General features: G+C 62.8%; 20 protein-coding genes. 3 read left to right on the top strand and 17 right to left on the bottom strand.

What is annotated here, in order from left to right:
- Window positions 1–82 precede the first annotated feature (82 nt).
- On the top strand, window positions 83–1,240 hold the full coding sequence (locus tag AC07N6_RS17945) for an MFS transporter (RefSeq protein ID WP_494781330.1): 1,158 nt from the start codon (window positions 83–85) through the stop codon (window positions 1,238–1,240).
- A gap of 97 nt (window positions 1,241–1,337) precedes the next feature.
- Window positions 1,338–2,033: an alpha/beta fold hydrolase gene (locus AC07N6_RS17940; RefSeq protein ID WP_494781331.1), complete on the top strand. Its 696-nt coding sequence runs from the start codon at window positions 1,338–1,340 to the stop codon at window positions 2,031–2,033.
- Window positions 2,034–2,167: 134 nt separating this feature from the next.
- On the opposite strand, the gene AC07N6_RS17935 is transcribed toward AC07N6_RS17940, so the two are convergent.
- The 13 genes from AC07N6_RS17935 to AC07N6_RS17875 form a co-directional block, all read right to left on the bottom strand.
- Window positions 2,168–2,410 carry a hypothetical protein gene (locus AC07N6_RS17935; protein WP_494781332.1) on the bottom strand — a complete coding sequence of 81 codons (243 nt, stop codon included), beginning with the start codon at window positions 2,408–2,410 and terminating at the stop codon, window positions 2,168–2,170.
- Window positions 2,411–2,661: 251 nt separating this feature from the next.
- A complete protein-coding gene (locus AC07N6_RS17930) occupies window positions 2,662–3,630 on the bottom strand; it encodes an NAD(P)H-dependent flavin oxidoreductase (protein ID WP_494781333.1) in 969 nt (322 codons plus the stop codon).
- A gap of 75 nt (window positions 3,631–3,705) precedes the next feature.
- Entirely contained in the window at window positions 3,706–3,900 is a 195-nt protein-coding gene (locus tag AC07N6_RS17925; RefSeq protein WP_494781334.1) for a hypothetical protein, read from the bottom strand.
- Window positions 3,901–4,133: 233 nt separating this feature from the next.
- Entirely contained in the window at window positions 4,134–6,836 is a 2,703-nt protein-coding gene (locus tag AC07N6_RS17920) for an autotransporter outer membrane beta-barrel domain-containing protein (RefSeq protein ID WP_494781335.1), read from the bottom strand.
- Window positions 6,837–7,102: 266 nt separating this feature from the next.
- Window positions 7,103–8,008 (bottom strand): hydroxymethylglutaryl-CoA lyase, encoded by a 906-nt coding sequence (locus AC07N6_RS17915; RefSeq protein ID WP_494781336.1) that lies wholly within the window; start codon window positions 8,006–8,008, stop codon window positions 7,103–7,105.
- Window positions 8,009–8,062: 54 nt separating this feature from the next.
- Complete coding sequence (locus AC07N6_RS17910) at window positions 8,063–8,578, bottom strand: YbaK/EbsC family protein (RefSeq protein ID WP_494781337.1); 516 nt, start codon at window positions 8,576–8,578, stop codon at window positions 8,063–8,065.
- 72 nt (window positions 8,579–8,650) lie between these two features.
- Entirely contained in the window at window positions 8,651–9,580 is a 930-nt protein-coding gene (locus AC07N6_RS17905) for an MBL fold metallo-hydrolase (RefSeq protein WP_494781338.1), read from the bottom strand.
- Between the two features lie 9 nt (window positions 9,581–9,589).
- Window positions 9,590–11,605 (bottom strand): ATP-binding protein, encoded by a 2,016-nt coding sequence (locus AC07N6_RS17900; RefSeq protein ID WP_494781339.1) that lies wholly within the window; start codon window positions 11,603–11,605, stop codon window positions 9,590–9,592.
- Between the two features lie 23 nt (window positions 11,606–11,628).
- Window positions 11,629–13,263, bottom strand: a complete 1,635-nt coding sequence (locus tag AC07N6_RS17895) for a carboxyl transferase domain-containing protein (protein WP_494781340.1) — start codon at window positions 13,261–13,263, stop codon at window positions 11,629–11,631.
- Between the two features lie 66 nt (window positions 13,264–13,329).
- Entirely contained in the window at window positions 13,330–13,755 is a 426-nt protein-coding gene (locus AC07N6_RS17890) for a YchJ family protein (protein WP_494781341.1), read from the bottom strand.
- Window positions 13,755–14,357: a 2-hydroxychromene-2-carboxylate isomerase gene (locus AC07N6_RS17885; protein ID WP_144768480.1), complete on the bottom strand. Its 603-nt coding sequence runs from the start codon at window positions 14,355–14,357 to the stop codon at window positions 13,755–13,757. Before AC07N6_RS17885 ends, AC07N6_RS17890 begins: the two co-directional genes overlap by 1 nt.
- A 27-nt stretch (window positions 14,358–14,384) precedes the next feature.
- Window positions 14,385–15,569, bottom strand: coding sequence for an isovaleryl-CoA dehydrogenase (locus tag AC07N6_RS17880; protein WP_494781342.1), 1,185 nt, complete (start codon window positions 15,567–15,569; stop codon window positions 14,385–14,387).
- A 102-nt stretch (window positions 15,570–15,671) separates the two neighbouring features.
- Window positions 15,672–16,094: a MerR family transcriptional regulator gene (locus tag AC07N6_RS17875; protein WP_141914125.1), complete on the bottom strand. Its 423-nt coding sequence runs from the start codon at window positions 16,092–16,094 to the stop codon at window positions 15,672–15,674.
- 264 nt (window positions 16,095–16,358) lie between these two features.
- Between AC07N6_RS17875 and AC07N6_RS17870 the strand changes: the two genes are divergently transcribed.
- On the top strand, window positions 16,359–17,423 hold the full coding sequence (locus AC07N6_RS17870; protein WP_494781343.1) for an MBL fold metallo-hydrolase: 1,065 nt from the start codon (window positions 16,359–16,361) through the stop codon (window positions 17,421–17,423).
- Between the two features lie 220 nt (window positions 17,424–17,643).
- Here AC07N6_RS17870 and AC07N6_RS17865 read toward each other — a convergent pair whose 3' ends face one another.
- The 4 genes from AC07N6_RS17865 to AC07N6_RS17850 form a co-directional block, all read right to left on the bottom strand.
- Window positions 17,644–17,949: a hypothetical protein gene (locus tag AC07N6_RS17865; protein ID WP_494781344.1), complete on the bottom strand. Its 306-nt coding sequence runs from the start codon at window positions 17,947–17,949 to the stop codon at window positions 17,644–17,646.
- A gap of 28 nt (window positions 17,950–17,977) precedes the next feature.
- Window positions 17,978–19,384 (bottom strand): eCIS core domain-containing protein, encoded by a 1,407-nt coding sequence (locus AC07N6_RS17860; protein WP_494781345.1) that lies wholly within the window; start codon window positions 19,382–19,384, stop codon window positions 17,978–17,980.
- Window positions 19,385–19,698: 314 nt separating this feature from the next.
- The gene (locus AC07N6_RS17855; RefSeq protein ID WP_494781346.1) at window positions 19,699–20,241 is read right to left on the bottom strand and encodes a hypothetical protein; all 543 of its coding nucleotides are present in this window, start codon (window positions 20,239–20,241) and stop codon (window positions 19,699–19,701) included.
- 96 nt (window positions 20,242–20,337) lie between these two features.
- Window positions 20,338–20,724, bottom strand: coding sequence for a hypothetical protein (locus AC07N6_RS17850; protein WP_494781347.1), 387 nt, complete (start codon window positions 20,722–20,724; stop codon window positions 20,338–20,340).
- Window positions 20,725–20,813: the final 89 nt, after the last annotated feature.

Raw genomic sequence — 20,813 nt, 5'->3', positions numbered from 1 at the left:
GCGCGCCGGCCGGAAGCGGTTGCTCCGGATGTCGGATAATAGCGGCTGCAATCCCGAGGCAGTTTACCTTCACGATGTATCAATGACAACCAAGCTTTCCACTTCACACGCGGGCCTGCCGACGATTCGCAGCCGCCAGATCGCCATTTTGCTGTTCTTCCTGTTGCTGGGCATGGTGTACGCCAGTTGGGCCGCGCGCATCCCGTCCATCCGCGACATCCTGCAGCTCGACGCCGCCACGCTGTCGCTGGTGCTGCTGTGCGGCGGCATCGGCGCGGTGGGTTCGTTCCCGCTGGCGGCCTGGCTGACCGGCCATTACGGCGCGCGCCACAGCACGCTGTATGCGGGGCTGGCGCTGCTGCTGACGTTGCCGCTGCTGGCGCTGGCGCCCGGGCTGTGGACGCTGATGGCCGCCAGTGCGCTGTATGGCGCCGCGTCCAGTTGCTTCGACGTGGCCATCAATGCGCTGGGCGCGCAGGCCGAGAAGGAGGCCGGGCGTCCCATCATGTCCATGCTGCATGGCTGGTTCTGCGTGGGCACCTTCACCGGCGCGCTGGCCGCCAGCGGCGTCGCGGGCATGGGCATCGCGCCGATCTGGCATTTCCTGCTGGTGTCGGCGCTGTTCCTGGCGCCGCTGTGCATGGCCTACAACGCGCTGCCGGACGACCGTCCCGAGCACGATCCGCACCGCAAGATCTTTGCCATCCCGCACGGCCATCTGGTGGTGCTGGGCGTGATCGGTTTTTGCGGCGCCATCGTCGAAGGCTCGATCGCCGACTGGAGCGGCATCTACATGAAGGATCACATCCACGCCAGCGACGGCGGCGCGCCGCTGGCCTATGCGGGCTTCGCCGGCATGATGCTGGTCATGCGCATGGTGGGCGACCGCCTGAAGGAACGCTACCACGCGCGCCGCGTGGTAGCCGTGGGCACGCTGGCCGCCGCATGCGGCATGGGCATCGCGGTGATGGCCGAGAGCATGGCGCCCGCCATCCTCGGGTTCGCCATCGCCGGCGCCGGTGTGGCGGCGGTGTTCCCGTTCGTCTTCAGCGCCGCCGGCCGGCATGGTTCGACGGCACTGGCGGCGGTGGCCACGCTGAGCTACAGCGGCAGCCTGATCGGCCCGCCGGCGGTCGGTTTCCTGGCGCATGGCTGGGGCTTGCCGGCGGCCCTGGCGTTGATCGGCGCGCTGTGCCTGGCGATTGCCGTGTGCAGCAGCCGTGCGCAGTGGCTGGAGTAAGGGCCGGTTCAGGCCGGGCATCGAAAAGCAATAAAATGGCGATTTTGCCGATGCCCGGCATCGGCGCCGCATCGTTCATGCAATAAGGGGAAACATCATGCGCAACCTGGTTCTGCTGCCAGGCTTCATGCTTAACCGGCACCTGTGGGACGACATGCAGGACGAGCTCGCCACGCTGGGCACGCTCACCTTCGGCGACCTGGGCCAGGATATCGGCATCCAGGCCATGGCTGACGCGGTGCTGCGCCAGGCGCCGGAGAAGTTCGTCCTGTTCGGATTTTCGATGGGCGGCTTTGTGGCCCAGGCGATCGCGCTCAAGGCGCCGCAGCGGGTGCTTGGCCTGGCGTTGCTCAATACCTCGTCGCGCCCGCAGACCGAACAGGAGTCGGCCGCCACCAAGGCGCAACTGGAGATCGCCCAGCGTACGCCGTTCAAGGGCCTGACGTCGCGGGCGCTGGCTTCGTCGCTGCATCCCGCGCGCAGCGCCGAGCGCGCGCTGCTCGACCGTTTGCAGGCGATGGCGCTGTCCAATGGCAAAGAGGTGTTTTTGCGCCAGTTGCAGACGCTGCGCGACAGCAATGCCGAACAGCTGCGGCAATTGCGCTGCCCGGTGCTGGTGGTGGCCAGCGATCAGGACCGGTTGCGCACGGTGGAAGAATCGGAAGAGATGGTGCGGCAGATCGCCCAGGCGCGTTTTGAGATCGTGGCCGATTGCGGCCACATGACGCCGATGGAAAAGCCGCGTGAATTGTTTGCCCTCATCCAGGACTGGATCGCGCAATCGGGTTTGTGAGGCGGGCTTGGCGGTGCCGCAGCGAGCGGGAAGAAAAGCGAAAGGCAGCCGGCGATAAATCCGGCTGCCTTTCTTTTTTCCGGCGCGGGAGCGCGCAGGCGGCTTTGCAAGCGTGAGGCGGTTCTGGCGCCGCCTTACCTCTTGCGGGGCACGCCGGCCGCCTTGTCCGGTTCATCCAGGCCGGCGCTGCCGCGCGGGTCGGTATCGACCCGGCCTTCGCGGATATCGCTGTAGGCATGGCGGATCTCCGGCCGTTCGGCCTTGTGGCCGCTGTCTGCCGGCGCCTGGCGATCGAAGCTCTGGTCGTGCTCCTGCGGCAGGCGCGGCTTGTCGTGTTTGGGATGACGGTCTTTTCTGGTTCTGAGAAAGCTGGTCATGTTGTCCTCGCGTCAAATGTTGGGCTTGCTTCCATCGTTGCGGATTACCGTGGCGGGGCTGGCGGCAATGACGCCGCGCGCAACGCGAGGAAGCGAGCTGGTACGACCGGTTGCTCAGGAAGAAGTGCCGGACGTTACAAATTGCGCGGAAAGTAGAGGCTTCGTCCGACGGACAATTCGGACAATGGGTGTAGGAATCAGGCGGGCCGCGCAGCGAAGGCGGCCGTCGCTTGCAACCGGACTAGACTGCTTTACAGCGCCAGGCGCGCGCGGGCAGCCCGGTATTCGGCTTCCAGGCGGTCGGTCATCTCGGCCACCGAGGGGATGTCATCCATCAGACCCACGCCCTGGCCGGCGCCCCAGATATCGCGCCAGGCCTTGGCCTTGCTGTCGCCGCCGGAGCCGAAGTTCATCTTGGTCTTGTCGGCTTCCGGCAGGTTGTCCGGGTCGAGCCCGGCATTGACGATGGACTGCTTCAGGTAATTGCCGTGCACGCCGGTAAACAGGTTGGTGTACACCACATCGGCGGCGGTCGATTCGAGGATGGCCTGTCGGTATTGGTCGGAGACGTTGGCTTCCCGGGTCGCCAGCCAGCGCGAACCGATGTAGGCCAGATCGGCGCCCATGGCCTGCGCCGAGAGAATCGCGTCGCCGGTGGCGATGGCGCCCGACAGGATCAGCGGGCCATTGAAGAACTTGCGGATTTCGCCCACCAGGGCAAATGGCGACAGCACGCCGGCATGGCCGCCGGCGCCGGCGGCGACCAGGATCAGGCCGTCGACGCCGGCTTCCAGCGCCTTTTGCGCATGGCGGATCGAGATCACATCGTGCAGCACGATGCCGCCGTAGCCGTGGATGGCATCCAGCATTTCCTTGCTCGGCGCGCGCAGGCTGGAAATGATGATGGGCACGCGATGCCTGACGCAGACCTCCACATCGTGGGCCAGGCGGTCGTTCGATTGGTGCACGATCTGATTGACGGCGATGGGGCCGATGATGGCATCCGGATTGGCCGCCTGGTAGGCCGCCAGTTCCGCCTGCAATTGCGTCAGCCAGACATCGAGCTGTTCAGCCGGGCGCGCGTTGAGCGCGGGAAAGGAACCGACGATGCCGGCCTTGCACTGGGCGGCCACCAGCGCCGGGCCGCTGGCGATGAACATCGGCGAGGCGATCACCGGCAGGCGCAGGTGTTGCAGGATGGCGGGAAGCGGAGTGGGCATGACGGCGTCTCATCATTATAGGGATGCGCAGATTATAGGTCAAAAATATTACGATCGTGCTTTTATATGGCCGGATCAAATAATTTTTGCTTTTATCTGGACATTTTGTTTTGGAAACATATTATGTTTTTTATAAGGGCCGCTGACAAAGCGTCGCCAGCGGCGCTTTGCCAGCGGCTCTGGACAAGAATAATGCCGCGCACAGGCGCAGGGATGGCATGTGATTTGCATGTGCAGGCATGCCGGGTCTGCAAGCCTGGTTTGTTGCAAGCTGATCTTTCCGTGGGGGATATATGAATGCCTTTCTGATCGTGGCCGCCATCGGCGGCGGGTTGATCGCGGCGGCCGTGCTGCACAGCCGCCACCTGCGGGCGCGCCTGAAGCACATCCGCACGCGCAGTCGCTATCAATAGTGATTTTTCGCCAGCAAGCCGCCAGCCCGGCGGCGCCACCGGCCGCCATGGCGCGCGCCGGGAGGGTACGCTTCGGCTGCAAATCCGCCGCTACCACGCGTAGCGCAGGCCGGCGGTGATCGTGTGCGCGCTGTCGTTCTTGGCCACCGTGGCGTCGTAGCTGAGGAAGACATGCATCCGCGCGCTGCTGGCGTAGGCGATGCTCGCGCCCAGCAGCGCCGCATCGCGCCAACCTTGTGCGCCTTGCACGGCAAAGCGCTGGCCGGTCGCATCGCCGACAAAGACGGCCTGGAACTGCGGCGTCCGGTCTTTGAATTCATGTAGCCAGCGCGCCTTGCCGGCCAGCGTCAGCTTGCCTTGGGCCAGCGCGAAATCTTTCGTCAGCGCGGCCCCCAGGCCCGAGCGCAGGCTTTGCGTGACGGCGCTGTCGGCATTGAGCCCGATCTCGCCGGCGCCGTTTTCGGTGAAGCCCGGTTCGCGTTGCCGGATGTAGCCCAGCGACGCCAGCGGTTGCCATGCCAGACTGTCCGACAAGGGCAGGCGATATCCGGTTTCCAGATACAGGTTGACATGGCGGCCGGTGTAATTGCTGGTGGCCTGCGTATCGGCGCCGGCGAAATCGATGTCGCGCCGCACCGCATTCCTTTGCCAGCCGGCGCTGAGGATCGCATCCGCGTAAAAATGCTCGCGCTGGTAACTGCTGTACAGGCCGAACTGGTAGCTGTCGGTTTTGGCATACGCGTTGTGGGCCGAGAAATTGCCGCGCATCTGCGAGACGTCGATGCCCGCGCCGAGCAGCCAGTCGCGGCTGATCCAGCGATCCATGCCGACTGCCAGGCCGTCGATGTCGTAATCCACGCCGGTGACGTTGGCGCTGCTGAGCTGGCCGCTGGTGTAATACGGCCGCGCCCACAAGGCGGTGTCGCGCTCCATGCCGTTGGCCGCGGCATACGGCGGCGGGCCGGCCAGGCGCTGGCTCAGCGCGCGCGCAAACATCTCGCTCTGGCGCAGGTTCAGGCCGGCCAGCGTGGCATGCACGTCGCCGCCGCTCAGGTTGTTGAACGAGTCTTGCGCCTGCGCGGCCGACATGACGACCAGTTGGTCGAGGGTCGCGGCCATGCCGCCGGCCTTGGCGTTGGCATCGAGCGAATCCGCCAGCGCCTTGGTGTTGTCGGTCGTCGCCACCTCGGCGAAGCTGACGTTGTTGCGCTGGTAGCCGATGAAGACGTTGTTGTTGCCGGCATCGTTGAACACCGTGGAATCGATGAATGCGGATGGCGAGTACACGCTGAAGCTGCCGCTGACGCAGCCGCCGGCGCACACGCCGGTGGTCTGGATGATTTCCTGCTGCTGCCAGTTGTCGTAATTGCCGGGCTTGAAATTGGCGGTGACTTGCCCGCCTTGAAGGCTGACCGTGCCGTTGACGATCAGTTTGCCGGCCGAGGTCGGCGTGATATCGGTGGCCAGCGTGCCGGAACTCTGGTTGGTGTAATTGCCGGTGATGGTCAGCGCTCCCGTGCCGTCGCCCGCGCCCGGATGCACGGTGCCGTTGTTGGACAGGTTGCCGGCCACCGTGCCGGTGCCGGAGAGCACGCCCACGACCGTGCCGGCGACGGCGCCCGTGGCGCTGCCGGCGACCAAGGTGGTGCCGCCCGGCGTGGTCAGCGTTCCGGCGTCGGCGATATATACCGGGCTGGTCAGCACGCTGTCGAGCGTCAGCGTGCCGCTCTGGATCAGCGTGTTGTTGAAGCTGGCATCGGTGGTCCAGTTCCAGGCCGTGCCGCGCATGGTCAGCGTGTTGAAATTGCGGAACGCGTTATCGACCGTGCCGGAACCTTCCAGATAGATATTGCTGTTGCCTTTGCCGCCGTCGGCGGCGCCGACGATGGCCGAGCCGGTCTGCAGGATCAGCGAATTGTTGCCGCCGTTGCTGAACTGGATCGCGGTATCGCCGTTGACGCCGCCGTGCCCTTCCAGATAGCCGGCATTGGTGACGGTGTCGCTGCCGTTGAGCCCGCGTATCGCATAGGCCTGGTCGCTGATGATCTGGCCGCCGGCCTGGTTCACGATGGATGAGGTGAACGTCGTGCTCACGGTATTCATGAAGACGCCTTCCGAACCGTTGCCCTGTACGTGGATGGTGCCGCTGTTGACCAGGCTGTTGGCATTGCCTTGCGCGTACACGCCGGTCGATGAAGAGCCGGCGGTGGTGATGGTGCCGCTGTTGACGACGGCATTGTTGCCGCCGACGATGTGGATGGCGTCGGAGCTGCTGTTTTGCGTCGTGATCGTGCCGGCGTTGACGATGCTGTTGCCGACCCCGCCGCCGCCCGCGGCGGACGTGCCGATGCTGATGCCGTAAATGCCGGTGCCGGTGGCCTGGATGCTGCCGTTGTTGGTGATCACATTATTGTTGGACAGCGCGGATATGACGGCCTTCAGTCCGCTGCCGGAACCGGCCGCGGTGATGATCGTGCCGTTGTTGACGACGCTGCTGGCGCCGACGATCTGTATCCCCATCCTGCCGAAACGCAGCGTCTCGGTCGGCAGCATGCTCGCGACATTGACGCTGACATTGCTGCTGCCGGAAGCGGCAATGACGCTGGCAGCGGTAGTGGTGGTCGCCGAGCCGATGCAGGTGACGGTCGCGCCGGAGGCGGGGGCGGTATTGTCGCAGGCGGCCCAGGCGCTGCCTGCGGTCAGGCCGGCCAGGCCGAAGGCGGAACGGGACAGGGTGAGGGAAATGGCGCGGTACAGAATTGTGCGGCCCGGCTGCTTTGGCTGGTACGGCATGACGACTCCCCCATGTGATGAAAGATGCGATGCAGTATGGCTAGGCGATGCGGTGATCGCGATAAAGATGAGCGATATGAGTAGGGAGTATGACGATAGTTCCGGGATGGAATCTCACAAATGACGGCAAGAACCGGCCGCCGCATGCGGCCTGTCAGCGCGTAGCGCGCAAAGCGATCCGCAGGGGGCGGCGAAGCGCCGCAGCAATGGCAGTCCGGTTTTTTCCGCGTACGCGCTTGGGATGCGCGCCGCTGATGTGATGCCGCCTATTTTCGCTTTGCAGCAATCGCGTTGCCGGCCCGGCTGGTCGCCTTGCGGCCGAGCTGCTGCGAAATGAATTGGCCGGCGTCCACCACGATGTCGAGATCGATGCCGGTGTCGATGCCCAGTCCTTGCATCATGTACAACACGTCTTCCGACGCCACGTTGCCGGTCGCGCCTTTGGCGTATGGGCAACCGCCCAGGCCGGCGACGGATGAGTGATAAATCGTGATGCCGACTTCCAGGCTGGCGTAGATGTTGGCCAGCGCCTGGCCGTAGGTGTCGTGGAAGTGGCCGGACAGGCCTTCGATATGGAATTCGCGGATCGCCGTTTCCATCACCGGCCGTACCTTGTCGGGCGTGGCCACGCCGATGGTGTCGGCGATGTCGATCTCGTCGCAGCCCAGTTCGCGGAAGCGGCGCACCACATCGGCCACCGCATCCAGCGGCACCTCGCCCTGGTAGGGGCAACCGAAGGCGCAACTGACGGCCGCGCGCAGGCGCTTGCGGTGCTGCTTGGCGGCGGCGGCGACTTCGCGGAAGCGCTCGATCGATTCGGCGATCGAGCAGTTGATGTTCTTTTGCGAAAACGCCTCGGACGCCGCGCCGAAGATCACCACCTCATCCACGCCGGCTTCCAGCGCCGCCTCGAAGCCCTTCATGTTGGGCACCAGCGCCGAATACACCACGCCGGGTTTGCGCGTGATGCCATGCATCACTTCGCCCGAGGTCGCCATCTGCGGCACCCACTTGGGCGAGACGAAGGAGGCTGCCTCGACATTGGGAAAGCCGGCCGCGGTAAGCCGGTTCACCAGCTCGATCTTCACCTCGGCGGAGATGGTTTCCTTCTCGTTCTGCAAGCCGTCGCGCGGACCGACTTCGACGATTTTTACTTTTTTCGGCAGGCTCATGTTGCGTGTCTCCTCTTGTTTCTTGTCTCTTTTATGGCCGGCGATGCGATGGCATCAGGCGGCGTCGGGTACGGGTTCCAGCTTGACGTCGGCGACCAGGCCGCCGGTCATCTTTTCCAACTGGGCGGCGGTCAGGTTGAACACCGCGTGCGGATGGCCGGCCGCCGCCCACACGCTGGGGTAAAGGAACAGGTCGCGATCGATCAGCATCACCGGCTTGACCACATGGCCGACCGGGCACACGCCGCCGATCGCATAGCCGGTGCTGTCGCGCACGAACCTGGCATCGGCCTTGCCCAGGGGCCCCACCAGCGCGGTCACCTTGGCTTCGTCGACGCGGTTGCTGCCGCTGGCGATCACCAGCACCGGCGCATCGTCGGTCACGCGCCGGAAGATGATCGACTTGGCGATTTCCGACACGCTGCAGCCCAGGCCGGCGGCGGCTTCGGCCGAGGTGCGGCCGGTCGCCGGCAGCATCACCACCGGCTTGTCATGCTCGAGTTGGGCCAGCAGGTCGGCCACGCGTTGGGCGGAAGAGGGCAGGGCAGTGCTATCGGCGGTCTGGGTCATGGCGTGGCGGGGAATGAAAACTGATCCGACATGATAGCAGCGGCGCGCATGTCCGTTTGGGCGGCCATCGGTTCAGGCGTCCAGCAAAAAGATTCCGTCGCTGCGCGCCGCGCCCGCGCGTTGCAGCTGCGCGGCGACCCAGTGCGCCAGCGCATCGTCGTCCATGTGCATGAAGCGTTCATTGGCGATGCGCAGCAAGGGGATTTCGCGCATCAGCGCCGGCAGGTCGGCCAGCGCGATGCGCTGCCGCTCCAGCAACAGGAACTTCACCAGCACCTTGATGCCGTTCTGGGCATTGCGCAGCGGATCGGCTTGCAGGTAATCGAGGCGCGAGAAGGCCTTCTCCAGCGCATCGTCCACCTCCGAAAAGGGCGCGCCATGCCCGGGAATGACCAGCTTCGCCTCCAGCGTGCGGATCAGCTCCAGCGTGGCGCGCGCTTCGGCGAAACCCGATTCCCCGTCCAGCTCGGGAAAGATGATGCCGAAGCCGTTGCGCCACAAGGCGTCGGCCGAAATCAGGATGCCTTCCTGCGCGCAGTAGAAAACCAGCGAATGCGGATCGTGGCCGGGCGCGGCCAGCGCCTGCCAGTCGAGGTCGCCCAGGCGCAGCACATCGCCGGCGCGCACCGTATCGTTGAAACCGAAGCGCGCGCAGCGCTGGCCGGTGGCGCGGTAGCTCAGCGCTTCTTCATCCCAGGCGCCGACCTTTTGCGCCTCTGCCGCCGGGATGGCGGTGCGGCAGCCATAGGCATCCTGCAAGGCGGCATTGCCGCCGCAATGGTCGGAATGCAGGTGGGTGTTGAGCAGCAGGTCGAGCTTGTCGCGCCCGCGCTGGTGCAGCACATGGCGCACCAGCGTCAGCGTCTGTTCCGCGTGCGAGACATAGCCGCTGTCGATCAGCGCCACCTCGTCCCGCCCGAACAGCAGCACATTGTTGGACGACAGCCAGCCGCGTTCCAGCACATGGATCGACGGCGGCACATGCAGGGCCGGTGCGTTCATCGCCGGCGCCTATGCGATTTTGAATTCGAGCAGTTGCACGCCCTCGGCGACCTGGTCGCCCACCGCGTACAGCATGTCTTCGACGGTGCCGCCGGCGGGCGCGGCGATGGTGTGTTCCATCTTCATCGCCTCCATGATCAGCAGCGGCGCGCCCTTTTCAACGATGCTGCCCTTCTGCGCCAGGATCGCCACGATCTTGCCCGGCATGGGCGCGGTCAGGCGGCCGCCTTCGGCTTCGCTGTGCCCGGCATGCGCCATCGGATCGGCATGGCGCAGGCTGGATTGCGCGCGGCCGTCGAACACATGCAGCAGTTCGCCTTCGCGCACCACCTCGGCCTGCAACATGCGGCCGTCGAGCGACAGGCGCAGGGTATCGCCGCCGGCGGATTCGATGCGCATGGCATGGGCGTTGCCATTGGCCAGCAGGCGCCAGCCGCTGCCGTCGCCCGCGTATTCCAGTTGCAGTGTCGCCGGGCCGGACTGGTCGCTCAATTGCAGCGTGCGCAGCAGCTTGCCGTTGAGCCGCCAGCCATGCGTCGACGACCATGGGTTTGCAGCGTCGATCGCTTGCGTTTCGTCCTGCAGCAGCGCAGCGGCGGCCAGCGCCAGCGTGTCGATGGATGCCGCTGCGGGCGGCGGGAACAGCGTGTCGTGATGACGTTCGATCAGGCCGGTATCGAGGTCGGCCTGCGCGAACGCGGCGCCGGCAACCAGGCGCTGCAGGAAACCGATGTTGGTCGCCAGGCCAACCACCTGGTATTGCGCCAGTGCGCGCGACATATTGCGCAGTGCGGCTTCGCGGTCGGCGCCCCAGACGATGAGCTTGGCGATCATCGGATCGTAGAAGGGCGAGATGGCGTCGCCTTCGCGCACGCCGGAGTCGATGCGCACGGCGGCCGGTTGCGCTGCGCCCGCTTCATGCAAACGGAACTCGACGGCGCCTGCCGTGCGCATGCGCGCCAGCGTGCCGATCGAAGGGAGGAATCCCTTTTCCGGATTTTCGGCATAGATGCGCGCCTCGATCGCATGGCCGTCAATGCGCAACTGCTCCTGCCCCAGTGGCAGCGCTTCACCGGACGCCACGCGCAATTGCCATTCGACCAGGTCCTGGCCGGTGATCATTTCGGTGACCGGGTGCTCGACCTGCAGCCGCGTATTCATCTCCATGAAGTAGAAACTGCCATCTTGATTGGCGATGAATTCCACCGTGCCCGCGCCCACATAGCCGACCGCCCGCGCGGCGGCGACAGCGGCGTCGCCCATGGCGGCGCGCCGTTCGGCGGTCATGCCGGGCGCCGGCGCTTCTTCCAGCACCTTCTGGTGGCGCCGCTGCACCGAGCAGTCGCGCTCGAACAGGTAGACGCAGTTGCCGTGGGTGTCGGCGAACACCTGGATCTCGATATGGCGCGGCCGCGTCAGGTATTTCTCCACCAGCACGCGGTCGTCGCCGAAGCTGGAAATCGCCTCGCGCTTGCAGGACGCCAGCGCGGCCTCGAAGTCTGCCGAACGCTCGACCACGCGCATGCCCTTGCCGCCGCCGCCGGCGCTGGCCTTCAACAGCACCGGGTAGCCGATGCGGTCGGCCTCGGCGCGCAGGAAAGCGCCTTCCTGGCGCTCGCCGTGGTAGCCCGGCACCAGCGGCACCGCGGCCTTTTCCATCAGCGCCTTGGCGGCCGACTTGGAACCCATCGCGCGGATCGCCGAAGCCGGCGGGCCGATGAAGACCAGGCCGGCATCGGCGCAGGCCTGCGCGAATTCCGCATTTTCCGACAGGAAGCCGTAGCCGGGATGGATGGCCTGCGCGCCGGTGGCCAGCGCGGCGGCGATGATCTTGTCGCCGCACAGGTAGCTTTCCTTGGCCGGCGCCGGGCCCAGGCGCACGCTTTCGTCGCAGCTTTGCACGTGCTTGGCGCGGGCGTCGGCGTCCGAGTACACCGCTACCGTGGCGATGCCGAGGCGGCGCGCGGTGGCCGCCACGCGGCAGGCGATTTCGCCGCGGTTGGCGATCAGGATCTTGTTGAACATGGGGTCTCCTCCGTGGGCGCGGTTCAGATGCGGAACACGCCGAATTTGGTTTCTTCGATAGGCGCATTGAGCGCCGCCGACAGGCCCAGCGCCAGCACCGTGCGAGTGTCGGCCGGATCGATCACGCCGTCGTCCCACAGCCGCGCCGAGGCGTAGTAGGGGTGGCCCTGCGTTTCATATTGGGCGCGGATCGGTTCCTTGAATGCGGCCTCTTCTTGCGCGCTCCAGCTGCCGCCGCGCGCTTCGATGCCGTCGCGCTTGACGGTGGCCAGCACGCTGGCGGCCTGTTCGCCGCCCATCACCGAGATGCGCGCATTGGGCCACATCCACAAAAAGCGCGGCGAGAACGCGCGTCCGCACATGCCGTAATTGCCGGCGCCGAAGCTGCCGCCGATGATCACCGTCAGCTTGGGCACGGCGGCGGTCGACACCGCCGTCACCATCTTGGCGCCGTGGCGGGCGATGCCTTCGTTCTCGACCTTCTTGCCGACCATGAAGCCGGTGATGTTCTGCAGGAAGATCAGCGGGGTCTTGCGTTGGCAGCACAGCTCGATGAAGTGGGTGCCCTTCTCGGCCGATTCCGAAAACAGGATGCCGTTGTTGGCGACGATGCCTACCGGCATGCCATGCAAGTGGGCGAAGCCGCACACCAGCGTGGTGCCGTAGCGGGCCTTGAACTCGTCGAACTGGCTGCCGTCGACGATGCGCGCGATCACTTCGCGCACGTCGAAGGGCTTGCGGGTGTCGGTGGGGATCACGCCGTACAGTTCATGCGCCGGATACTTCGGCGCGACGCTCTCGCGCAGCGCCAGTTGCTGCGGTTTCTTGCGGTTGAAGTTGCCGACGATGCCGCGCGCGATCGACAGCGCATGCAGGTCGTCTTGCGCCAGGTGGTCGGCCACGCCGGACAGGCGCGTGTGCACGTCGCCGCCGCCCAGTTCCTCGGCCGTGACCACTTCGCCGGTGGCGGCCTTCACCAGCGGCGGGCCGGCCAGGAAGATGGTGGCCTGTTCCTTGACGATGATGGATTCGTCGCTCATGGCCGGCACGTAGGCGCCGCCCGCCGTGCACGATCCCATCACCACCGCGATCTGCGGGATGCCCTTGGCCGACAGGTTGGCCTGGTTGAAGAAGATGCGGCCGAAGTGGTCGCGGTCGGGAAAGACCTCGTCCTGGTTGGGCAGGTTGGCGCCGCCGCTGTCGACCAGGTAGATGCAGGGCAGGTGGTTGAACTCGGCGATCTCCTGCGCGCGCAAATGCTTCTTGGCGGTCATCGGGTAGTAGGTGCCGCCCTTGACCGTGGCATCGTTGCACACGATCAGGCATTCCTGTCCGGCCACGCGGCCGATGCCGGTGATGATGCCGGCCGAGGGCGCGGCGTCTTTCAGGTTGCCGTCGCGGTCTTTCTCACGGTACATGCCGTAGGCCGCCAGTTGCGAGAGTTCCAGGAAGGGCGTGCCGGGGTCGAGCAGCATCTGCACCCGGTCGCGCGGCAGCAGCTTGCCGCGCGCCAGGTGCTTGTCACGCGCGGCCTGGCCGCCGCCTTCGGCGATCGCCGCGACCTTTTGCTTCAGGTCGTCGACGATGCGTTGCATGGCATCGCGGTTGGCCTGGAAATCCTCGCTGCGCGGGTTGAGCTTGCTTTCGATCTGCGGCATGTCGTGTCTCTCTCTTCAGTTTTTCTGTCTGCCGGTGGCGGTCTTGTGCGGGGCTTATGGTGGGGCTTATGCGTCGCCCGGGAAGTTGCCATCGACGTAGTACCAGCGCGGCGTGCCCTCGGCGTCCGGCTGGCGCACGAAGTTGCTGATCTCGTGCATGCGGTGCGCCTTGCCGCCGACCTTGAAGCGCGCCACGAACTCCACCGTGGCTTCGTCGCTGCCGGCGACGTGGGTTTGCTTCTTGATGTCCAGGCCGATCCAGTTGACGTCGGTCTCGCCGGTCAGCTCTTCTTCCGGCAAGGTCTCGGGGAGCCAGGTCGCGCGCAGGTAGGCTTCATCGCGCAGCGCATAGGCGCTGTAGCGCGAGCGCATCAGCAGCTCGGCCGTGGCGGGAATTTCCGCACCCGAGATGAAGCGGCCGCAGCAGGTGGCGAAGGCGCCCTTGCCGCAGGGGCATGCGCTGCCCTTGGCGTGGTCTTTCTTGCCGGCCATCAGATCTTCCCGTTTGCCAGGAAGGCTTCCAGTTGCGGGTAGCGGTCGAAGCCCCAGAACGGTTCGCCGTCCACGATCACGAAGGGCGAGCCGAACACGCCTTGCTTTGCTGCTTCTTCGGTCGCCAGGCGCAGCTTGTCCTTGATCTCCTGGGTGCCCAGCGCCGCTTCCAGCGCGGCATGGTCGATGCCGAGGTCGCCGGCGATGCGCAGCACGTTGGCCGGCACGCTGATGTCGATGTCTTCGGTGAAGTAGGCGCTATAGACGGTCTGGATGAAATCGACCGCCTTCGCCGGCTGCTGCTCCTGCACCCACAGCGCGGCGCGCGCGGCGACTTGCGTGCCGATGGGGAAGTTGCCGGGTTCCTTGAAGAAGATGTTGTGGAAGCGCGCGGTGCGCCCCATGTCGTGGCGCGAGTACTCGCCCTTGACCGGGATGGTGACCAGCGAGTTGGTGCCGATGTTCTTGAAGATCGGTCCCAGCAGGATAGGATGCCAGTTGACCTGGCGGCCGTATTTCGCCGCCAGCTTGCCGATCTCGACGGCGCCGAAGTAGCCGTAGGGCGAGCTGAAGTCGAAGTAGAAGTCGATGGGCTTGCTCATGATGTTGTGTGAATATGGGAAAAAGGGTCAGAGGGTATCGGCGAACAGTTCGCGGCCGATCAGCATGCGGCGGATCTCGCTGGTGCCGGCGCCGATTTCGTAGAGCTTGGCGTCGCGCCACAGGCGGCCCACCGGATATTCGTTGATGTAGCCGTTGCCGCCCAGCGCCTGGATCGCTTCGCCGGCCATCCAGGTGGCCTTTTCGGCCGAGTACAGGATGGCGCCGGCGGCATCCTTGCGCAGCGCGCGCACCTTGTCCGGCGAAGTCGCGCGGTCGCAGGCCTGGCCCACCGCATAGACATAGGCCTTGCAGGCCATCATGGTGGAATACATGTCGGCCAGCTTGCCCTGCATCAGCTGGAATTCGCCGATGGCCTGGCCGAACTGCTTGCGGTCGTGCACGTAGGGCACCACCGCGTCCATGCAGGCCTGCATGATGCCCAGCGGGCCGCCGGAGAGCACCGTGCGTTCGAAGTCCAGGCCCGACATCAGCACGTTGACGCCGCGGCCGACGCCGCCCAGCACGTTTTCTTCCGGCACCTCGCAATCCTGGAACACCAGTTCGCCGGTGTGCGAGCCGCGCATGCCCAGCTTGTCGAGCTTTTGCGCCACCGAGAATCCCTTGCAGCCCTTTTCCACCAGGAACGCCGTCATGCCGCGCGCGCCGGCTTCCAGGTCGGTCTTGGCGTACACCACCAGCACGTCGGCGTCGGGCCCGTTGGTGATCCACATCTTGCTGCCGTTGAGCACGTAGCGCTCGCCCTTCTTGTCGGCGCGCAGCTTCATGCTGACCACATCGGAACCAGCATTCGGTTCCGACATCGCCAGCGCGCCGATGTAGTCGCCGGAGATCAGCTTGGGCAGGTATTTTTGTTTTTGCGCGTCGTTGCCGTTGCGCTTGATCTGGTTCACGCACAGGTTGGAGTGGGCGCCGTACGACAGGCCGATGGAGGCCGAGGCGCGCGAGATTTCTTCCATCGCGACGATGTGCGCCAGGTAACCCATGTTGGCGCCGCCGTATTCCTCGCTGGCGGTGATGCCCAGCACGCCGAGGTCGCCCAGTTTCTTCCACAGGTCCATCGGGAACTGGTCGCTGCGGTCGACCTCGGCGGCGCGCGGGGCGATTTCGGCGGCGGCAAAGGTGGCTACGGCCGCGCGCAGCGCATCGATGTCTTCGCCGTGGTTGAAGCTCAGTCCTGGCAGGTCGGGCATGCTTGTCTCCTCATTGTCGGTAGTCGTTTTTTCGATGCCGGTTCTGTGCCGGCGTATTGACGTTAACGTCAACTATATTGCATTCCGGTGTGCGCGCTATCTTCAGGCTGCCTTGCGGCGCGGCTTCGGCGCGCCGCTTCTTTTGCCCGCGTCTTCCAGCAGCGCGCGGCATTCATCTTCATGCGCGGCGATCTCGGCCAGCGTCAGTTCCAGGTCTTCGCGCTGGCGTTCCAGCTTGTCGCGGTGCTGTTGCAGCACGCCCAGGAAGCGCTGCAATTGCGGCTCGGTATCCTTGGGCGATTCGTACATGTCGATCAGGTCCTTGATCTCCGAGAGCGTGAAGCCGAGGCGCTTGCCGCGCAGCGTCAGTTTCAGCCGCGTGCGTTCGCGCGCCGGATAGACGCGGTTGCGGCCGCCTGCGCCTTCGCGCTTGGGATTGAGGATCCCGTGATCCTCGTAGAAGCGGATCGCCCGGGGGGTGATTCCGAACTCTTCCGCCAGTTCGCTGATAGTGTAGGTGGGCATGATGGCTCGCTCTGCGTCGAATGCGTCGAACGGGAATATTGGTTAAGCTGGCCGGGCGTATGTCGATTCCGTCTCTTTGCGCGGAACGGATGCGGCATCGAAACGTCCGGAACTGGCACTTTACGTTAACGTAAAGTATATTGTGCTCCGTCGTCCAGCGGAAAATGCAGCGAACATGACGGCCGGGGCGTTTTATTGTCCGTGCGGCAATGTCTGGCCCGTTCCGCGTTCCACTTTCTTTCGTTTCATCTTGTCAGGTATTTCATGAATGAACTTGAATCCCAGCTCGACTACGCCTTCGGCGACGCCATGCCGGAAAGCGGCCGCACCATGGAGGTGGCGCCGGGCGTGCGCTGGTTGCGCATGGGTTTGCCCTTTGCGCTGAACCACATCAACTTGTGGCTGCTGGCGGATGAAGTGGAAACGCCGCAGGGCCCGCGGCGCGGCTGGACCGTGGTCGATTGCGGCATCGCCACCGATGCGACCAGGCAGGCATGGGAAACCATCTTCGCCGAAGAGTTGAACGGCTTGCCGATCCTGCGCGTGCTGGCCACGCATTGCCATCCGGACCATGTCGGCCTGGCCGACTGGCTGTGCCGGCGCTGGCAGGCGCCGCTGCTGATGAGCGCCGGCGATTATGCGTTCGCGCGCGTCATGTCGGCGGCCCTGCCGGGCGCCGAGGGGACGGCGGCGACGCCGCATTTCCAGCGCCACGGCCTGGCCGATCCGCAGACGATCGCCACGCTGCAGGGCCGCAACAATTACTACCAGGAATTGGTGCCGGCGATGCCGCATGCCTATGCGCGGCTGCAGGATGGGCATGCCGTGCGCATCGGCGGGCGCGACTGGGAAATCATCACCGGCTTCGGCCATTCGCCGGAACATGTGTCGCTGTACTGCGGCGAATTGAACGTGCTGATTTCAGGCGACATGGTGCTGCCGCGCATCTCGACCAATGTCTCGGTATTTGCGATCGAACCGGAATCCAACCCGGTGCAGCAATTCCTGGACTCGCTGAAGAAGTACGCGCACCTGCCGGCCGACGCGCTGGTGCTGCCCTCGCACGGCAAGCCGTTCCGCGGCCTGCACACCCGCATCGCCCAGCTCGACGAACATCATCGACTGCGTCTGGCCGAAGTGCTGGAAGCGTGCGCCACGCCGCAGACCGGGGTGGATATCCTGCCGGTGCTGTTCAAGCGCGCGCTGGATACGCACCAGCTTTCGTTCGCCCTGGGCGAGGCGGTGGCGCACTTGCACAAGCTTTGGTACGACGGTGCGTTGCGGCGGCAATTGGGTGAGGATGGGGTTTATCGTTTTGTTGCCGTCTAGTTGGGAGCGACTATTGTGAATTTATGGCGGCTTCTGGCCGATTGCTGACGATAATTATAACGACCTACTGATTCGTAATCATGTGTCGCGTTTCAGCAAGGCTCGGCAACGGGTTAGGCAGTTACGTCAGTTCAGATTCCAATAAAAAGAGCCCGCATACGCAGGCTTTTTTTATGTCCATTTGTGGAGCCTATAGCTGGCCGTCTTCTAATGGCAATGATCAATCGCGCCGTTCCTCCTCCTCCGACAGTGCATCAGCAAGCTCTAGTAACTCAGAAAACAGGCCGCGTTGCGCGCGTAATGAGGCAAGTTCTCGCAGGTCGTTCAATAGGTTATCAAAGTCCGGCTGATCCTCGATGGCTATAGCGTCGTTCCCGGCGCTCTGGAGGTCGCGGTCCAAGGACGCTTCGACTGTCGCGACGGTTACTTCAATTTCGCGTAGCAATTCCTGCCACTCTCGCACCATTTCGACGCGAACTTCAGCAGGCAACGAGCGGACAAAAAGTACAGATTGGGGAGATGACATGTGGAGAGCCTCCAAGGGAGATGTTTTTCTATACTCGTGTGGTGATGACATGGACCATCTGAACCGAATATCTCATCATCCCTATACGTCGACCCGCCTTCGCTTCCAAGTGAACCTGGAAGTCGCGATCATAGATTAAAGCGCCAGCTGCTCCATCGTGAATCGCGACAGTCAGCAAGATTGTGGGGCCGAGTCCGAGTACTGCTCCAGGATGCGGTATCGCCTGCGCGTAGTAATTTCTAGCAAAACCGTCATGACTCCATACAGTATTAGATACAGTCTGGTCTACCGCACCCGGATTGCCGACTATAGTCGCGACCTGAGCGGGGTGTGTAACCTCCACATTAACTGCAGCATTAGAATATCCTGTTCTCCGGGACAATTGAGAGATGGCCGACGTCAGCATTCCATCGAGCCCGTTGTGTGTTGTCGTTCGTTTGACCTCGATGGCCCCCTTTACGCCACCTGGGCCCTGCTCCTCAATTAAATCAGGGTCGCGCAAATTGCTGGTTCCGCCTCTTGCGCCTTGTTGGTTCACGATATCCCTAGCAGCATTGCGCCCTGCTTTGACTTCCTGCTGGTAGTAATATCCTCCGGCATGGGAATCAATCTCCTCCATATCATGCATCAGGCCCAAGACACTGTTGTGCAAGAACGGATTAAGCCCATCCGCAGCCGCGTCATTATGACCTCCATTAACCGGTTGCGAATAGTGGTTGTACGCATTCTGTAAAGCCACGATATCGGCCTGAACATGCCCATCTACGATACCGTGTTTTGCGTTATGGCGCGTCCAGATTGTTTGCGCGTTGGTTAGTTCAGCCACCGTCAATTGTGTGACTGGAGCGGAGTTCGGAATCATTCCCAACATCTCACCCGGGCCCTTCTCAACTAAGTGCCCAACCCGACCAGCCTTCTCCCCCATCAAATCCGCCTCCCTCTCCAACCCAACATCATCATTGAGGGGAATCCCCGCCTTCATTTGCATGGTCGGCCGAACCCGTCCCTGCGCCTGCTGCACAACATGCCAAGCCTCATGCGGCAAATGCTGCTCTTGACCAGGCGCTACGTGTATCTCACTCCCTTTCGCATAAGCATGGGCGTTGAGTTGTGCTGGCTGAGTGGAGTTGTAATGGACTTGCACATGATCCATGCTCATACCGGACAAGGATTCAATTCCCAACTTAAGATTGTCGGGCAAGCCAGTGTTATTCAATTTAGGAGCGTCTTGCTTAGCAAATTGTGTGGCACCCGAGTCTATCAATTTCGCTTGTGTTGATTCCTCATCTTCTACTTTTTGTGTGATTGTTGATTTCGCTTGTGGCGTGTCTTCAATCTCAACCTTTTGCAATGTGCCGTGTTTACGTGGCAAGAACTCTTCGGCCGCTACCGTTCCTGGTAAATTCATTGCGGCTGTCATAGTCTTGAATTGCATTGCTCGCCGTCCTGATTGAGCCATCTCGCTCAGAACCTGTAGCTGCTTAGCCTGAGGTCTATTGTCTACAATTCCACTATGCACGAACTGAGTGCTTTGCTTTGATGAACGATGTTCACTTTCTCCCTTAATCGGCTGTAATGGGGATGGTGCGCGCATTGTAGACCTCACATCAGAGTAGAAAGATTAATGGAGAGAATGCCAATTTAGGCCCAGCTGCTACTCCGCTCAAGTTAGTTGTGTAAATGGATTAATTTCTCGAATGTCCGTTCCTGGCCGGTAGCAGACCTTTGGTCTCGGCTTTTCCTGAGATGCTAGAGCTCGCCAGCATTGCGCAAGGCTTGAGATGCACCGATAGCCCTGCGAACCGCTTTGCCAATTTCATCATGGGTCAACCCATTTGAGATAGAACAGAGTGCCTTTAGCTCTGGTATGAGAGAGATACGAGGCGATGCTTCAATTTGAATTGCAGAGTTTTGGGTTCTTATTGAAACGTAAGTGGATTCTCGCTCAAAGTATTTGATGGTCTTTGCTTCGGAGAGTCTGAAGACTGCCCAATCTTTCGATGCAGTATAGCCACGCAAATCCCGCGTGATGTTCTTCGTATATTCCAGCAGCTTGTCACACACGGCCAAGCCCAGGACTTCCTCAGAGACGCTGGCGTCCAGTACCAAAGGATCGCCGCATTCCACGATAGAGGAAATGGCAGAAACAAAAAACTTCTTCTCTTCAAAGTAATAGAGAGCAGCACGAAGTTCTGACCCGACTTGCTCCCTTGTATCGATTAATTCTCGAACAGAACGGTCTGGTAGCACGCGTTTATTGGGCGTGGATTTCTTGAATAGTCGCTCGAACATGGTGTGCGTTAATGAGGGAATAGAGGACGTCTACTTCTGGCCGATAGCAAACGTTCTTGGACAGCCGTTGGCGGATTGCTTCCCTCTCGCTGAAAACTACTCTTTGGGATATAGCTCGCCATCGTCGCCTTGGATCTTGGCATTCAACTGAGTTGCGATTTGTTTCAACTTCTCTATAGCTGTGTTGGATGGATTCTTTGTCGACAGCTCACCCAATCTCGGGTTGTACCAGATTGAGAATGACTCGCCATTTACTGACGCAATAAAGGCGTTCTCGGAATTTCTACTGTCATTCTGAATATCTTTGTCTTGTTTTACATAGCTCCGCCACTCGGAATAAGTGATTCGTGGACCATCTTCTTCCGCCCAATGACTTTTTCTTGTGATATGGAGATCGTAGCCGGCGAGCGCGGTATTGGAGATTGCCAGCAGGAGCAGCAATAGTAGAAAACGCATGGGCTTAAGGAACAGGTCAAACCACATCCGAAAGCAATTCATCGAGCACGGATGACTAGGAAATGATTCACACTTTACGCTGATGTTGCAAATACTTAAGCCCGCCAACATATGAG

The sequence above is a fragment of the Herbaspirillum sp. GW821-FHT09A12 genome (assembly GCF_059418325.1).
This window is presented reverse-complemented; position numbering and strand designations above follow the sequence as displayed.

Bases quoted from the DNA above. Each gene is read 5' to 3' on its own strand.
- AC07N6_RS17945 (WP_494781330.1), top strand. From the start codon at position 83: ATGACAACCAAGCTTTCCACTTCACACGCGGGCCTGCCGACGATTCGC.
- AC07N6_RS17940 (WP_494781331.1), top strand. From the start codon at position 1,338: ATGCGCAACCTGGTTCTGCTGCCAGGCTTCATGCTTAACCGGCACCTG.
- AC07N6_RS17935 (WP_494781332.1), bottom strand. From the start codon at position 2,410: ATGACCAGCTTTCTCAGAACCAGAAAAGACCGTCATCCCAAACACGAC.
- AC07N6_RS17930 (WP_494781333.1), bottom strand. From the start codon at position 3,630: ATGCCCACTCCGCTTCCCGCCATCCTGCAACACCTGCGCCTGCCGGTG.
- AC07N6_RS17920 (WP_494781335.1), bottom strand. From the start codon at position 6,836: ATGCCGTACCAGCCAAAGCAGCCGGGCCGCACAATTCTGTACCGCGCC.
- AC07N6_RS17915 (WP_494781336.1), bottom strand. From the start codon at position 8,008: ATGAGCCTGCCGAAAAAAGTAAAAATCGTCGAAGTCGGTCCGCGCGAC.
- AC07N6_RS17910 (WP_494781337.1), bottom strand. From the start codon at position 8,578: ATGACCCAGACCGCCGATAGCACTGCCCTGCCCTCTTCCGCCCAACGC.
- AC07N6_RS17905 (WP_494781338.1), bottom strand. From the start codon at position 9,580: ATGAACGCACCGGCCCTGCATGTGCCGCCGTCGATCCATGTGCTGGAA.
- AC07N6_RS17900 (WP_494781339.1), bottom strand. From the start codon at position 11,605: ATGTTCAACAAGATCCTGATCGCCAACCGCGGCGAAATCGCCTGCCGC.
- AC07N6_RS17895 (WP_494781340.1), bottom strand. From the start codon at position 13,263: ATGCCGCAGATCGAAAGCAAGCTCAACCCGCGCAGCGAGGATTTCCAG.
- AC07N6_RS17890 (WP_494781341.1), bottom strand. From the start codon at position 13,755: ATGGCCGGCAAGAAAGACCACGCCAAGGGCAGCGCATGCCCCTGCGGC.
- AC07N6_RS17885 (WP_144768480.1), bottom strand. From the start codon at position 14,357: ATGAGCAAGCCCATCGACTTCTACTTCGACTTCAGCTCGCCCTACGGC.
- AC07N6_RS17880 (WP_494781342.1), bottom strand. From the start codon at position 15,569: ATGCCCGACCTGCCAGGACTGAGCTTCAACCACGGCGAAGACATCGAT.
- AC07N6_RS17875 (WP_141914125.1), bottom strand. From the start codon at position 16,094: ATGCCCACCTACACTATCAGCGAACTGGCGGAAGAGTTCGGAATCACC.
- AC07N6_RS17870 (WP_494781343.1), top strand. From the start codon at position 16,359: ATGAATGAACTTGAATCCCAGCTCGACTACGCCTTCGGCGACGCCATG.
- AC07N6_RS17865 (WP_494781344.1), bottom strand. From the start codon at position 17,949: ATGTCATCTCCCCAATCTGTACTTTTTGTCCGCTCGTTGCCTGCTGAA.
- AC07N6_RS17860 (WP_494781345.1), bottom strand. From the start codon at position 19,384: ATGCAATTCAAGACTATGACAGCCGCAATGAATTTACCAGGAACGGTA.
- AC07N6_RS17855 (WP_494781346.1), bottom strand. From the start codon at position 20,241: ATGTTCGAGCGACTATTCAAGAAATCCACGCCCAATAAACGCGTGCTA.
- AC07N6_RS17850 (WP_494781347.1), bottom strand. From the start codon at position 20,724: ATGTGGTTTGACCTGTTCCTTAAGCCCATGCGTTTTCTACTATTGCTG.